The following is a 14,342-nucleotide window of genomic DNA, read 5'->3' as shown; positions in this document are numbered from 1 at the left end:
GTTAGCTGGGGAGACGAGAATGACGTTGATCGAAGAAACCCGGGAGCGGCTGGGCCCGGTGGGTGTCTGGCTGCCGGTCGGCATGTTCACGCCGACACCGGACGAGGAACGGCGAGCGGTACAGCGGCTCGAAGAGCTGGGTTATCGCACCGTGTGGGGCGGCGAAGGGCCGGGGAACCGGGAACTGTTCGCATACAGCGCCATCACGCTGGCCGCCACCGAACGGGTGGTCGTCGGCACCGGGATCACGAACATCTGGTCTCGGCCCGCGTACACCGCACACAGTGGCGGACGAACGCTCGCGCAGGCCTTCCCGGGCCGCTTCGTTCTCGGCGTCGGGATCGGGCACTCGCATCAAGCGGCGAAGGCGGGCTCGGACTACCGGCCGCTCGAACAGACCCGCGACTACCTCACGGCCATGTCCGCGGCGGCCGAGGAATTCCCTTCGCCGGTGCCGTTCCCGCTCGTCCTCGCCGCCGTCGGGCCGAAGATGCTCGAACTCGCGCGGGAACTGACGGACGGCGCGCACCCGTTCGCCCAGCCCTTCGAGCACACGCCGTACTCCCGCGAAATCCTCGGTGCGGACAAACTACTCATCCCCACCCATTCGGTCCTGCTCGGCGACCGCGAACAGGCGCGGAAGAGCGTGGCGCGGGATATCGGGCTGATGAAACAGTACGGCGTCCCGCACTACTTCAAGGGCTGGAAACGGCTCGGCTACACCGACGCCGACATCGACGACGTCAGCGATCGGCTCGTGGACGGCCTGACCGCGTGGGGCGACGAGGAGCGGATCGCCGGGCGGCTCAAGGAACTCGTCGACGCCGGCGCGGACACCGTGCTCGTCAACCCCGTCGGGGACGATCTCCGGTCCATGGTGGACCAGCTGGAACGGCTCGCCCCGGCGCTGACGGAGGTGACCCGATGAGTGTCGGGATCTGGACGTTTTCGTTCGACGGCAAGGAAATCGGCGAAGTCCGCGAGGCAGCGGCGGAGGTCGAGGAACTCGGCTTCGACACGCTGTGGTTCGGGGAGTACCTCGGACGGGAGGCGTTCACACAGGCAGGGCTACTGCTGGCGGCGACCTCCCGGCTGACCGTCGCCACCGGTATCGCGCGGTTCTCCCACCGGGAGCCCGTCGCCGCGGCCGCCGCCGAACGGACCCTCGCGGAGGCCTATCCGGGCAGGTTCGTCCTCGGGCTGGGCGGTCATCTGCCGGGCGCGAAACCACTGGAGGGCATGCGCGCCTATCTCGACGAAATGGACAAGACCGATCTGTCCACACCGGACTCCGCGCGGCGGCGAGTGCTGGCCGCCTTGGGGCCGAAGATGCTCGCCTTGGCCGCGGAACGCACCGACGGGGCGCATACGTACTTCGTCCCCGTCGAGCACACCGCGCTGGCGCGGGAGGCCCTGGGACCTTCGGCCTTCCTCGCCGTCGAGCAGGCCGTCGTCCTCGGATCGGACCGGGAGATCGCGCGGCGGCACGTGTCGACGTACCTGGGCCTGGCCGCCCACCATCGGGCGAATCTGCGGCGGTTCGGGTTCACCGAGGAGGACCACGGCTCCGACCATCTCGTGGACGCGCTGGTCGCCGTCGGCGAGGACGAGATCGACGCTCGGGTGCGGGCCCAGCTGGACGCGGGCGCGGATCACGTCTGCCTGCAGGTCCTGACCGGGGACGACCGGATCCCGCTGGCGGAATGGCGGGTTCTGTCGGGGGTCGGGGGTAGCGTGCGGGAGCGTGACGTCACCGGCTGAACTCGCCTTCGACAAGGCACGGGAACTGATCGACGCGCGAGACCTCGCCGGGCTCGCGCGCCTGATCGGTGACCTGCCCACCCTCGTCCACGCACACGGGAAGAACGGGAACGACCTGCTCGGCATGGCCGCCGCGACCTGCGACGAGCGGCTGTGCCGGATCCTCCTCGACCACGGCGCCGATCCGGCTTCCGCCAACGTCCACGGCTGGACGGCGTTGCACCAGGCCGGGTACGCCGGGCTGCCGCTGCTGGTCACGATGCTGCTCGACGCGGGCGCACCGGTCGACGTCCCGGCACGGGGCGACGGTGGGACACCCCTGGTGGTCGCGCTGTTCTGGGGTCACCGTGAGGCGGCGGAACTGCTGGCTTCGCGCAGCGTCTCCCCCGGCAACCTGCGCGTCGCCGCCGGGCTCGGCCGGGCGGACCTGCTCGACGAGTTGCTCGCGCCGGACGGCACACTCTCCCCCGCGGCGGGCGCGCATCGCGAATTCCACCGGCCGCACAGCGGCTTCCCGGACTGGCTGCCGAGCGACGACCCGGCCGAAGTCGTCGACGAAGCGCTTTCGTGGGCCGCCCGGAACGACCGGTGCGACGCCGTACGGACCCTGGTCGCGCGGGGCGCCGTCGTGGACGCCGACGTCTACCGGGGAACGGCGCTGACCTGGGCCGCCGCCCAGGGAAAGGCATCGGTGATCGGGACCTTGGCGGAACTGGGCGCATCGGTGAACCGCCAGGGCACCTTCGGTGGGCTTTCCCACGGGGAGGGCGTCACGGCGCTGCACCTGGCCGTGCAGGGAGGGCATGTCGAAGCGGTGCGGGCGCTCTTGGCGGTGGGGGCCGATCCTTCCCTTGAGGATTCGCTGTACGCGTCGTCGGCCTTGAGGTGGGCCGAGCATTTCGAGCAGACGGAGATCTTGGCGGTACTGCGGGGCGCCTGAGCTTTGCGCCGGACATGTGGGCACCCGCCCGCACGAGTGTCGCGAAAGCCACTTTCGGGACATCCAGGGGGATCCGCCGCCACCACCTGCCGCCGACGCGTTGCGAAAGCCACTTTCGCAACGTTGAAGGTTGCGAAAGTGGCTTTCGCAACCCCCGCGGCAACCGAGACCGTCGCCCCCAGCGGCACGAACGGCTGTCCCGATCCTGACGCCTCTTGGCCCGCCCGAACCTCGCCGGAAGTACGACGCTCGCCGAACAATGGACCCCATGCGAGCGATCAGCCAAAACCGCCTCGGCGGCCCCGAAGTCCTCGAACTCGTCGAGGTCGAAAAGCCCGTACCCGGTCCGACCCAGATCCTGGTCCGGGTGCACGCCGCCGGCGTCAACCCGGTCGACTGGAAGACCCGCGAGACCGGGGGCATCGGCCCGATGGGCGATCCGCCGTTCATCCTCGGCTGGGACGTCTCCGGCGTGGTCGAGGAGGTCGGCGCGGGCGCGTCCCTGTTCTCCCCCGGTGACGAGGTCTTCGGCATGCCGTCGTTCCCGTTCCAGGCCGGCGCGTACTCCGAGTACGTCGCCGCGCCGAGCCGTCACTTCGCGCGCAAACCGTCCACTTTGGACCACGTGCACGCGGCCGCGGTGCCGCTCGCGGGGCTCACCGTCTGGCAGAGCCTCGTCGACACGGCGAACATTCAACCGGGGCAACGGGTGCTGATCCACGCGGCGGCGGGTGGGGTCGGGCATCTCGCGGTGCAGATCGCCAAGGCGCGCGGCGCGTACGTGATCGGGACCGCCAGCGCGGCCAAGCACGAATTCCTTCGCGGCCTCGGCGCGGACGAGCTCATCGACTACCGCACGACGGACTTCGCCGAGGAGGTCCGCGACGTCGACGTCGTCCTCGACACGATCGGCCAGGAGTACGGACCGCGGTCGCTCAAGACGCTTCGCCGCGGCGGCAGGCTCGTCCAGCTCACCCGGACGAACGACGAGCGCGTGCCGGAACTGGCCGAGGCCGCCGGAGTCACCGCCGGGTTCACCCTCGCCGAACCGGATCGCACCGGACTGCTCGCGCTGGCCGGACTCGTCGGCAGCGGACGCCTCAAGCCGACGATCGACACGGTGCTCCCGCTGGCAGAGGCCGCGAAGGCGCAAGAACTCGTGGCCGCCGGGAAGACCACGGGAAAGGTCGTGCTGTCCGTCGCGGACTGACCAGGCGGAGTCCGCCGGGCAGGATGCCGCGAAACCCTCCGCAAGAACTTCGGCGGCGGACTGAACGCGCTCGGACAGGTCGGATGTCCTGATTCACGGGACAAGTGACCCGGGGATGGTTCCTCTGCGTGCACGCGAAGGGCTGATCAGCGCCATCCGGGTGATCGTGCCTGCCGGATGGCAACGACCTCGTCGGCGAGTGCGTGAACCCGACGGCGAGTTCGGATCCGCCGGATCTCGCCACCCTGAGGGAGGACTGATGACGAGCATCCGGTCGAAAGCGCGCGGAGGGTTCGCGGCGGCGGTGATGGCGATCGCCGCGGGCTCGCTGGTGTCGATGGCACCGGCCGTATCCGCGTCGACCCAGGCCATCCCGCCCGACTGCAAGGTGTGGCGGAGCACAGGCACGTGGGCGGTTTCGTCGAAATGCACCCAACGCGCACATCGAGCCGCGGCGGAATGCCGCACGTATACCCAACCCACCTACCGGTGGTATTTCGGCCCGTGGGCGAACAAGAACGAGGAATCGAAGGTGAACTGTCCCCAGGACACCACGAATCTGCGAGGAATGAGCGTGGACTACCCGGACTGATCTGGGGCCGAGGCCACGGGGCTCGTCCGAATGTCCACAGTCGACGGTCGTCGGCTGTGGACATCTCGGGCCGACAGGCTAATCGCGGGCTTCCAGCAGGCCTGCCGCCCGCGCGGTCCGCTGATACAGCACGTAGCGCCCGTCTCTCACCTTGGTGACGAGACGTGCGCGGTGCAGCGCGCCGAGGTGGTAGGAGACGGTGCCGGAGCTGTATCCCAGCCGGGCGGCGAGTTCCGCCGTGGACCGGGCGGTTTCGAGGTCCGCCAGTATGGCCGCTCGGGCGTTGCCGACCACTTGAGCGAGGTTTCCGGACCTGCGGTCCCGGCCGGTTCCGACCCGCTGGGCGGGGTAGTAGAGGACGAGCTGGCCGGGGGTGTCGACCTGGATGATGACGTCGGGCCAGTTGAGCACTCCGGGGGCGAGGACCAGGTCCCTGCCGACGCCGTCGACCTCGCCGTCCCACGTCTTCTCGATGGTGACCGCGTCGCCGGACCAGGCGATGTCGGGGTGGAGCGTTCCGAGCGTCCGGCCGATGCCGTGGGTGGCGATGCCCGTCGCGCGATGGGCGATGTCCTGATCAAGGATCGAGCGCAGGTCGGGCCAACCGTCGGCGAGGGTGTCCCGCCAGAACCGGGCGAGGCCGTTGGCGAGACGTCGCTGCATCCGTCCCGATTCGGCGACCCGGCGGGTCTCGGTGTCCAGTGGCCTGCTCCAGTGGGTCCGGGTGTAGTGGAAGACCTGGCTTTCGAGGTCGTCCTGCGCGGCCGCCTCGATCTGGGCGATCTGTTCGTCGAGCAGGTCGCGGCACTGCGTGTCCGTGCCCGGCTGCGGGGTGAGCAGATCTGGCGTGTAGGTGTCGCCGTCGCGCGGCAACAGGTCCGCGAGCAGGGCGACGTCCGGATGGGCGAGTGACGCGCGGGCGAGTGGTCCGGGGTCGCCGAACACCGGGTGCCGCCCCGAGGCGGCGGCGAGTTTCAGCCACGCCAGGGATTCCGCTGCGGGGGAAGGGGAAAACCGCGTCCTGGACACCGTGTCGGCGTCGACACGCAACGTGAGCACCACGTCGACGGTAGCAGTCTTCGCGACGGATTTGAACGGGCTCGAATCCTTTCCGGTGCGAGGCCCACGCGGGGTTGAGTGGTGTCGCCGAACAAAACGAACCTGGGAGTGATCGTCATGGCGAGATCGACGAAAGCGAAGAGCCGTATGAGGAAGGTCGGTGCCGCCGTCGCCGCGGTCGCGTCGGCGGGCGGGATGGTCTTCGCGGCGACACCCGCCACTGCCGCCGGCTACCCCACCAGCAAGTTCCGGATCGAGGTCGGCGCGAGCTACTACATCGGCACGGTCACCTGGTACAACCGGTCGGTCGGTGTCGACGGAGCGTTCAAGGCCTCCGGTTGCCGTCGGATCTACGCGGAAGCCAGGGCGGGCAGCACCTGGCTGGGCTGGCAGAGTTCCAGCACCTGGTGTGACAGATCCGGACCGGCACACCTGACCGTCAGCGCGGACGTCGACGGCGGGGCCAACAAGGTCTATGTCTGGATGACCACCGAGAACCCCGCCCAAGGCCTCGAATACTTCACCTGCTTCCGCACCACGAGCACTTGCGCCGGTCCTTCCGTGGGAACGCCGCCGGACAACTGACCGATCGGATCCACACCGAGAAGCACCGACAAGGAGGGTTCCTTTGAACATCCGTTCCTTGGCCACGACAGCGGTTTTCGCACTGATCGCCTGTCTGCTGGCCGCCACCCCCGCGCAAGCGGCGACATTCGTCACCTTCACCCCGCAAACGATCTCGGTGCCCAAGCAGGTCCGGCCCGTCGTGCACAGCGTCACTCCCGTAGGCACCATTTCGCTGGACATGACCGCCACGCAGACCGCATACGTGGTCTCGAAGATGCGGGTCAACGGCGCCACCATCCGCAGCCTCTTCGACAACGAAATCGTCTGCCAGGGCCCGGGCGGCTGGAGCAAGAACATGGTGATCGGGCAGAACGTCTACGACACGAACTCTGGCTCCCCGAACCAGGACGTGACGCTCTACACCCGCTTCCTCGTCCACCCCGGCGTCGAGGGCAAGGTCACCTGCACCGCGAACGTGCGGGGCAACTCGCTCAGCTCGACCAGTGACGCCACCTACCGCTTGGTCAGCGGGTACCTCACGTTCGCCGACACCTCGGTCATCAACGCCACCGACGGGCAACCGGTGCAGTCCAGCGTGAGCACGCCGATCCTTGATCTCCACACCAATTCCCCGAAGGTGTGGGAGCCCAAGCTCGACCACTTCACCCTCCCCTCGACCGTGCAGGGCCTCAACGTGGTGGGCGACGTCGAGCTGCAGGTCTGCCTACGGGGCATCACCTGTGACGAATACAAGTCCACGCAGGTGAAGTTCACGCTTTTCGTCAACCAGTGGAAGGCGGACGGCACACTCTGCAAGACCGACAGCAGCATCCAGGTCACGCATGAGGTGCCGTACTGGGTGCACCACAAGTACGTGCCACTCAACAAAGCGGACTTCGCCGTGAGCAAGGCGCCGGGCTGCGTCCCCCGGTTCAACGCCTACGTCAAGGCCGAGTGGCTGGGCGGCGAGGCCGCCGGCATCCAGGGAACGGCCACCGGACTCACCGATTCGGAAGGCTCGACCACCACGCACGACTCCGACATGAGCCACGCGTACGTCCTGCCCTACTGATCCGGGTTCAGGCGGGAAGGTCGAATTCGCCGTCCCGCACCCCTTTCACGAAGGCGTCCCATTCCGTCGGGGTGAACACGAGGATATGACCGTCGGGATCCGACGCCTGGCGCATCGCGGTATAGGTGAGGCCGTCGGTGTGCGGGACCAGCGCGTACTCGGCGCGGTCCGCGAGGTTCGCGCCTTCCGGTTCCGCCCGGATCCACACCGCGTCGCTCAGGTCCAGATCGGGCCTGACGTGGGCCTTGTCGTCCACCGGCTGCTCACTCATGGTGCCAACGCTATCGCTTTCCGATACGCAAAACGAAGGGGCCCTTCGCGCTGAAGGGCCCCTTCGTGGTGACAACTAGGCGGTCTCGGTGATCGGCCGGTCCACCCACGACATCAGGTCGCGCAGCTTCTTGCCGGTCTCCTCGATCGGGTGCTGGTTGCCCTGCTCCTCGAGCTTGGTGAAGTTCGGCCGTCCGGCCTCGTCCTCGGCGACCCATTCGCGGGCGAACGTGCCGTCCTGGATCTCGCCGAGGATCTTCTTCATCTCTTCCTTGACCGCCGGCGAGATGACGCGCGGGCCGCGGGTCAGGTCGCCGTACTCGGCGGTGTCGGAGATCGAGTAGCGCTGACGGGCGATGCCGCCCTCGTACATGAGGTCGACGATCAGCTTCAGCTCGTGCAGCACCTCGAAGTAGGCGATCTCCGGGGCGTAGCCGGCCTCGGTGAGCACCTCGAAACCGGTCTGCACCAGCGCGGAGGCGCCACCGCAGAGGACGGCCTGCTCGCCGAAGAGGTCAGTCTCGGTCTCCTCGGTGAAGGTCGTCTTGATGACACCGGCGCGGGCGCCACCGATGGCGGCCGCGTAGGAGAGCGCGAGCGCCTGCGCGTTGCCGGAGGCGTCCTGCTCGACCGCGATGAGCGCCGGGACGCCCTTGCCGTCGACGAACTGGCGGCGGACCAGGTGGCCCGGGCCCTTCGGCGCGACCATGGCGACGTCGACGTTCGACGGCGGCTTGATCAGGTCGTAGCGGATGTTGAAGCCGTGGCCGAAGAACAGCGCGTCGCCGTCCTTGAGGTTCGGCGCGATGTCCTGCTCGTAGATGAAGCGCTGCTTCGTGTCCGGCGCGAGGATCATGATCAGGTCGGCTTCGGCGCTCGCCTCGGCCGGGGTGAGCACGCGGAGACCCTGCTCCTCGGCCTTGGCCCGCGACTTCGAGCCCTCGGGCAGACCGATGCGGACATCGACGCCGGAGTCGCGCAGGCTCAGCGAGTGCGCGTGACCCTGGCTGCCGTAGCCGATCACGGCGACCTTGCGACCCTGGATGATCGAAAGGTCCGCGTCGTCGTCGTAAAAGATTTCCACTGCCATGAGGGGTACTACTTCCTTTCCTGACTTACAAAAGTTATCGAGCGGAGGTGGCGGTGATGGACCGGGCGCCCCGGCCGACCGCGACCATTCCGGACTGGACCAGTTCGCGGATGCCATAGGGCTCCAGCATCCGCAGCAGGGCACCGATCTTGTCCGACGTCCCGGTGGCTTCGACGGTGAGCGCCTCCGGCGACACGTCCACCACCTTCGCGCGGAAGAGCTGCACCGTTTCGAGGACCTGGCTGCGCACGGTGTTGTCGGCCCGGACCTTCACGAGCAGCAGTTCACGCTGCACGGCTGTGGACTTTTCCAATTCCACGATCTTGATGACGTTGACCAGCTTGTTGAGCTGTTTGGTCACCTGTTCGAGCGGTAGCTCCTCAACGGCGACCACGATCGTCATCCGGGACACCTCGGGATTCTCCGTGGGTCCGACGGCGAGGGATTCGATGTTGAAACCACGCCGGGAGAACAGTCCGGAAACCCGCGCGAGGACACCGGGCTTGTTCTCGACCAGAACGCTCAGGGTGTGCACGCTCATCGGGCGTCTCCTTCTGTGGCGGCGTTCAGCTCCGCCTCGGCGGCGACTTCGTCGTCGTCGAAGAGCGGGCGGATCCCGCGCACGGCCATGATTTCGTCGTTACCGGTGCCCGCGGCCACCATGGGCCACACCTGGGCATCCTTCCCCACCACGAAATCGATCACGACGGGGCGGTCGTTGATCTCCATGGCACGCCGGATGGTGGCGTCGACGTCTTCCTTGGTCTCGCAACGGAGCCCGGCGCAGCCGAGCGCCTCCGCCAGCAGGGTGAAGTCGGGGATGCGGTGCTTGTGGGTACCGAGATCGGTGTTGGAGTACCGCTCGGAGTAGAAGAGGTTCTGCCACTGGCGGACCATGCCGAGGTTGCCGTTGTTGATGACGGCGACCTTGATCGGCGCGCCTTCGATGGCGCAGGTGGCCAGTTCCTGGTTGGTCATCTGGAAACAGCCGTCACCGTCGATGGCCCAGACCTGCTTGTCCGGCACGCCGAACTTGGCACCCATCGCGGCGGGGACGGCGAAGCCCATCGTGCCGAGGCCGCCGGAGTTGATCCAGGTGCGCGGGTTCTCGTACTTCACGAACTGCGCGGCCCACATCTGGTGCTGGCCGACGCCCGCGGTGTAGACGGCGTCCGGGCCGACGAGCGAACCGATGCGCTCGATGACGTATTGCGGGGAAAGCGTCCCGTCGTCGGGCCACTCGTAACCGGCCGGGTAGTCGTCACGCCAAGCGCTCGCCTGGGTCCACCAGTCCTTCAGGTCCGGCTTCGCGGACTTGTCGGTCTCGGCGCGGACGGCCTCGATCAGCTCGGTGATGATCTCCGCGCAGTCGCCGACGATCGGCACGTCCGCCTTGCGGTTCTTGGAGATCTCGGCCGGATCGATGTCGGCGTGCACGATGGCGGCGTCCGGCGCGAACGAGGACAGCTGCCCGGTGACGCGGTCGTCGAAGCGGGCGCCGAGGGCGATCAGCAGATCCGCCCGCTGCATCGCGGCGACCGCGGCGACCGAACCGTGCATACCCGGCATGCCGAGGTGCTGCGGGTGCGAGTCGGGGAACGCGCCGCGCGCCATCAGCGTGGTGACGACGGGGATCCCGGTCAGCTCGGCCAGTTCCATCAGCTGGCGCGAGGCGTCGGCCTTGATCACGCCACCGCCGACGTAGAGGACCGGGCGACGCGACTTGCTGATCAGCCGGGCGGCCTCGCGGACCTGCTTGCCGTGCGGGCGCAGCGTCGGCCGGTAGCCGGGCAGCCGCAGCTCCGTCGGCCAGGAGAAGGAGGTCATCTCCTGCAGGACGTCCTTGGGGATGTCCACCAGGACCGGGCCGGGGCGGCCGGTCGAGGCGAGGTGGAAGGCCTCCGCGATGGTGCGCGGGATGTCGGCCGGGTCGGTGACCAGGAAGTTGTGCTTGGTGATCGGCATCGTGATGCCGCAGATGTCGGCTTCCTGGAAGGCGTCCGTGCCGATCAGCGCGCGGGACTGCTGTCCGGTGATGGCCACGACCGGGACCGAGTCCATGTTCGCGTCGGCCAGCGGGGTGACCAGGTTGGTCGCGCCGGGACCCGAGGTGGCCATGCACACGCCGACCTTGCCGGTCGCCTGCGCGTACCCGGTGGCGGCGTGGCCGGCGCCCTGTTCGTGGCGGACCAGGACGTGGCGGACCTTCGTCGAGTCGAGCAGCGGGTCGTACGCCGGGAGAATGGTGCCGCCCGGAATACCGAACACGACTTCCGCGCCCACCGACTCGAGCGAGCGGACGAGCGACTGCGCGCCCGTGACCCGCACCGGGGTCCCGGCGGGCGGCGCCGGCTTGGGTCGGGCACCGGAGGTACCGGAGTTCGCTTCAGCTCGCGAGGTGGCACTAGTCATCGCTGTTTGCCTCGTCTTGTCTAGTCACTCGTTCGGGTATTCATTGGCTGGTCGGGCAAGTGAAATTGTTCCAGGCAACAAAAAACCCCCGCCGACCGGAGTGGTCGCACGAGGGTCGCGCGTCGACGCAGCGGAGACTTCCCTAAGCGTCGACGCGCTTGGGAAGTACGAGGCCGGTCTGCGTTGTCACGAGAGTGAAGCTAGCCGGTCGCCGTCAAGAGTGTCAACTCTGCGGGACGGCGATTCCGCATGCTGGACACCATCGGTGCGTCGCGCGACCCGCGTTCGGGGCCTTCGAGGCGGCGGTGCACCATCTTTGACGTGGCAGAAGAAAAGCAGCAGGAACAGGCGAACGAGGCTCCCAAAGCCGTCTTCAAGATCCCGAACACGGCGTTGCTGGCGATCGCTTTCCTCGTCGTCTGTGTGACGCCTGTCGCGTTCGGCGATGTGCCTTATCTCCAGTGGCTCTACATCTTCCCGATCGCGCTCGCGGTGTTCGTCATCCGGACCCGCACGACGGCGACGGCCGAGGGACTGGAGGTCCGCACGATGTTCGGGCGGCGTGACCTGCCGTGGACCTCGCTCAAGGGCCTCGCCATCACCGACAAGGCGAAGGTGCAGGCGGTGCTGAAGGACGAGACCAAGGTCCCTCTTCCCGCCGTGCGCACCCGTCATCTGCCGGTGATTTCGCTGGTCAGCGCGGGCCGCATGGCCGATCCCTCCGGGCTGACCGACGACGTGGCCAAGGCTCCGGAAAAGAGCGGCGATTCCGGGGAGTAGGATTGGTAGGACCAGTTTGGCGCTCGTTCGCCCTGGTCCCCATCCCGAACCTTGGAGTCAGCCGTGCCTCAACTCCGTTCCCGGACCACCACCCACGGCCGCAACGCGGCGGGCGCCCGCTCGCTCTGGCGCGCCACCGGAATGACCGACAGCGACTTCGGCAAGCCGATCGTCGCCATCGCGAACTCCTACACCCAGTTCGTGCCGGGGCACGTGCACCTCAAGGATCTCGGCGAGATCGTGGCCGGCGCGGTGAAGGAGGCGGGCGGGGTCGCCCGCGAGTTCCACACGATCGCCGTCGACGACGGAATCGCCATGGGGCACAGCGGGATGCTCTACTCGCTGCCCTCGCGCGAGATCATCGCCGACTCCGTCGAGTACATGGTGAACGCGCACCAGGCCGACGCCCTCGTCTGCATCTCCAACTGCGACAAGATCACCCCGGGCATGCTGAACGCCGCCATGCGGCTGAACATCCCGGTGGTGTTCGTCTCCGGCGGGCCGATGGAGGCCGGGAAGGCCGTGGTCGTCGGCGGGGTCGCGCAGGCGCCGACCGACCTGATCACCGCCATCGCCGCGTCGGCCAGCAGCGAGGTCGACGAAGAAGGCCTGTCCATTGTGGAGCGTTCGGCCTGCCCGACCTGCGGCTCGTGCTCGGGCATGTTCACCGCGAACTCGATGAACTGCCTCACCGAGGCGCTCGGGCTCTCCCTGCCGGGCAACGGTTCCACCCTCGCCACGCACGCCGCCCGCAAGGCGCTCTTCGAGGACGCCGGGCGCACGGTCGTCGAACTGTGCAAGCGCTGGTACGAGCAGGACGACGAATCCGCGCTCCCGCGCTCGATCGCGACGAAGAAGGCGTTCGAAAACGCGATGGCCCTCGACATGGCGATGGGCGGTTCGACCAACACGGTGCTGCACATCCTCGCCGCCGCGCAGGAGGGCGAGGTCGACTTCACCATCGACGACATCGACGCCATCGGCCGCCGGGTGCCGTGCCTGTCGAAGGTCGCGCCGAACTCGGACTACCACATGGAGGACGTCCACCGCGCCGGCGGCATCCCGGCCATCCTCGGCGAGCTGTACCGCGGCGGCCTGCTGAACACCGACGTCCACTCCGTGCATTCGCCGGATCTCGAGTCGTGGCTGTCCACTTGGGACATCCGCGCGAAGGAACCGTCGGAGCGCGCGATCGAACTGTTCCACGCGGCGCCGGGCGGGGTCCGCACCACCGAGGCGTTCTCCACCGAGAACCGCTGGTCCTCTTTGGACACCGACGCCGCCGACGGCTGCATCCACGACGTCGAGCACGCCTACACCAAGGACGGCGGGCTCGCGATCCTGCGCGGCAACCTCGCCGAGAACGGCGCCGTCATCAAGTCGGCGGGCATCGACGAGGAACTGTGGCACTTCGAGGGCCCGGCCCGGGTCCTCGAAAGCCAGGAGGAGGCGGTTTCGGCCATCCTCAAGAAGGAGATCCAGCCCGGTGAGGTGCTGGTGATCCGCTACGAAGGCCCGGCAGGCGGCCCCGGTATGCAGGAGATGCTGCACCCGACGGCGTTCCTCAAGGGCTCGGGGCTCGGCAAGAAGTGCGCGCTGATCACCGACGGCCGGTTCTCCGGCGGCTCGTCGGGCATCTCGGTCGGGCACATCTCGCCCGAGGCCGCCGCGGGCGGGGCGATCGGCCTTGTCCAGAACGGCGACCGGATCCTGCTCGACGTCCACGAGCGCCGTCTCGAACTGCTCGTCGACGCGGACGTGCTGGCCGAGCGGCGGGCGAAGATGGAGGCGAGCGAGCGGCCGTGGCAGCCGGTCTCGCGGGACCGGAAGGTCACCGCCGCGCTGCGGGCCTACGCGCGGATGGCGACGTCGGCCGACACCGGCGCCGTCCGGGACCCGAACAAGTAACCGCAAAGCGCGTGAAGGCCCCCTTCCCTCGGCTGAGCCGAGGGAAGGGGGCCTTCACGAGTCTCACCGGCACAGGACGATCACCACGACCGAGGCCGCGGCCGACAGCAGCAGCCCGATCAGGCCGAACGAAAGCGGCCGCTTCCGCCAGGGCGTGTTGACGTCCAGCGCGATCCGCCCGGAGCCCGCGAGCAGCACGGTCAGCGAGGCCGCCGCGAGCAGGAGTTCGAACTCGAAACCCTGCCCCTGCTTCTGGAAGAACCCGCCGCTGAACTTCACGTAGACGATGTTCGCGCAGACCCCCAGTAGCGCCGCGGCACCGATCGGGGTGAACAGGCCCACCAGCACGAGTGCGCCGCCGACCACCTCGCTGATCCCGGTGATCCACGAAAGCAGCGTGGTCTGGCTGGTGTAGCCGAAGCCGCCGAGCACCTTGGCGAAGCCGCCGACCCCCGGCCCGCCGAAAGCGCCGAAGAGATGCTGGAGCCCGTGCGCGCCCATGGTCACGCCGAGCACCACTCGCAGGACGAGCAGACCGAGGTCGATCCCGCCCCTGGTCTCCACCGGGCTCGGGCCGTTGTCGGGTTCGGCCACGTCCGAGATCATGCTGGTCTGGTAGTCATCGCTCACGCGCGAAGGGTAGGCGAAAGCCGCCCGTCAGGCGACCGAACCGCCGGACCG

Annotated in this window: 15 protein-coding genes; 9 read left to right on the top strand and 6 right to left on the bottom strand. The window is 68.3% G+C overall.

The features are described from left to right. Positions 1-19: 19 nt before the first annotated feature. From CVV72_RS38270 to CVV72_RS38250, 5 genes are all read left to right on the top strand, one after another. Positions 20-928 (top strand): TIGR03620 family F420-dependent LLM class oxidoreductase, encoded by a 909-nt coding sequence (locus CVV72_RS38270; RefSeq protein ID WP_219149314.1) that lies wholly within the window; start codon positions 20-22, stop codon positions 926-928. After that, a complete protein-coding gene (locus tag CVV72_RS38265) occupies positions 925-1,761 on the top strand; it encodes a TIGR03620 family F420-dependent LLM class oxidoreductase (protein WP_219149312.1) in 837 nt (278 codons plus the stop codon). Before CVV72_RS38270 ends, CVV72_RS38265 begins: the two co-directional genes overlap by 4 nt. Beyond that, positions 1,745-2,701, top strand: coding sequence for an ankyrin repeat domain-containing protein (locus CVV72_RS38260; RefSeq protein WP_219149310.1), 957 nt, complete (start codon positions 1,745-1,747; stop codon positions 2,699-2,701). The genes CVV72_RS38265 and CVV72_RS38260 overlap by 17 nt, the downstream gene beginning before the upstream one ends. 268 nt (positions 2,702-2,969) lie before the next feature. Beyond that, entirely contained in the window at positions 2,970-3,911 is a 942-nt protein-coding gene (locus CVV72_RS38255) for an NADP-dependent oxidoreductase (RefSeq protein ID WP_219149308.1), read from the top strand. Between the two features lie 259 nt (positions 3,912-4,170). Beyond that, positions 4,171-4,503 carry a hypothetical protein gene (locus CVV72_RS38250; RefSeq protein WP_219149306.1) on the top strand — a complete coding sequence of 111 codons (333 nt, stop codon included), beginning with the start codon at positions 4,171-4,173 and terminating at the stop codon, positions 4,501-4,503. A gap of 78 nt (positions 4,504-4,581) precedes the next feature. Here the strand turns inward: CVV72_RS38250 and CVV72_RS38245 are convergent, their stop codons facing one another. Continuing rightward, positions 4,582-5,562 (bottom strand): DUF5937 family protein, encoded by a 981-nt coding sequence (locus tag CVV72_RS38245; RefSeq protein WP_219149304.1) that lies wholly within the window; start codon positions 5,560-5,562, stop codon positions 4,582-4,584. A gap of 147 nt (positions 5,563-5,709) precedes the next feature. On the opposite strand from CVV72_RS38245, the gene CVV72_RS38240 reads away from it, so the two are divergent. Both CVV72_RS38240 and CVV72_RS38235 read left to right on the top strand, forming a co-directional pair. Continuing rightward, on the top strand, positions 5,710-6,147 hold the full coding sequence (locus CVV72_RS38240; protein WP_219149302.1) for a hypothetical protein: 438 nt from the start codon (positions 5,710-5,712) through the stop codon (positions 6,145-6,147). A 43-nt stretch (positions 6,148-6,190) separates the two neighbouring features. Continuing rightward, positions 6,191-7,201 (top strand): hypothetical protein, encoded by a 1,011-nt coding sequence (locus CVV72_RS38235; RefSeq protein WP_219149300.1) that lies wholly within the window; start codon positions 6,191-6,193, stop codon positions 7,199-7,201. Positions 7,202-7,208: 7 nt separating this feature from the next. Here the strand turns inward: CVV72_RS38235 and CVV72_RS38230 are convergent, their stop codons facing one another. From CVV72_RS38230 to CVV72_RS38215, 4 genes are all read right to left on the bottom strand, one after another. Beyond that, positions 7,209-7,472 (bottom strand): DUF397 domain-containing protein, encoded by a 264-nt coding sequence (locus CVV72_RS38230; RefSeq protein WP_219149298.1) that lies wholly within the window; start codon positions 7,470-7,472, stop codon positions 7,209-7,211. Positions 7,473-7,547: 75 nt separating this feature from the next. Then, on the bottom strand, positions 7,548-8,561 hold the full coding sequence (ilvC, locus tag CVV72_RS38225; RefSeq protein ID WP_016336537.1) for a ketol-acid reductoisomerase: 1,014 nt from the start codon (positions 8,559-8,561) through the stop codon (positions 7,548-7,550). Positions 8,562-8,595: 34 nt separating this feature from the next. Next, positions 8,596-9,102 (bottom strand): acetolactate synthase small subunit, encoded by a 507-nt coding sequence (ilvN, locus tag CVV72_RS38220; protein ID WP_034315713.1) that lies wholly within the window; start codon positions 9,100-9,102, stop codon positions 8,596-8,598. Next, positions 9,099-10,973 carry an acetolactate synthase large subunit gene (locus tag CVV72_RS38215; protein ID WP_125673470.1) on the bottom strand — a complete coding sequence of 625 codons (1,875 nt, stop codon included), beginning with the start codon at positions 10,971-10,973 and terminating at the stop codon, positions 9,099-9,101. Before CVV72_RS38215 ends, ilvN begins: the two co-directional genes overlap by 4 nt. A gap of 321 nt (positions 10,974-11,294) precedes the next feature. Here CVV72_RS38215 and CVV72_RS38210 point away from each other — a divergent pair, with 321 nt between their 5' ends. Both CVV72_RS38210 and ilvD read left to right on the top strand, forming a co-directional pair. Beyond that, on the top strand, positions 11,295-11,753 hold the full coding sequence (locus CVV72_RS38210; protein ID WP_219149296.1) for a PH domain-containing protein: 459 nt from the start codon (positions 11,295-11,297) through the stop codon (positions 11,751-11,753). 63 nt (positions 11,754-11,816) lie between these two features. After that, complete coding sequence (ilvD, locus tag CVV72_RS38205) at positions 11,817-13,661, top strand: dihydroxy-acid dehydratase (protein WP_219149294.1); 1,845 nt, start codon at positions 11,817-11,819, stop codon at positions 13,659-13,661. Between the two features lie 63 nt (positions 13,662-13,724). Here the strand turns inward: ilvD and CVV72_RS38200 are convergent, their stop codons facing one another. Next, positions 13,725-14,267, bottom strand: a complete 543-nt coding sequence (locus CVV72_RS38200; RefSeq protein ID WP_219154393.1) for a DoxX family protein — start codon at positions 14,265-14,267, stop codon at positions 13,725-13,727. Between the last annotated feature and the right edge of the window lie 75 nt (positions 14,268-14,342).

The sequence above is a fragment of the Amycolatopsis sp. TNS106 genome, assembly GCF_019330265.1.
In the GTDB taxonomy this organism is placed as follows: domain Bacteria; phylum Actinomycetota; class Actinomycetes; order Mycobacteriales; family Pseudonocardiaceae; genus Amycolatopsis; species Amycolatopsis lurida.
Note: the sequence above shows the minus strand (reverse complement) of the source record. Positions and strands in the feature narration are given on the sequence as shown.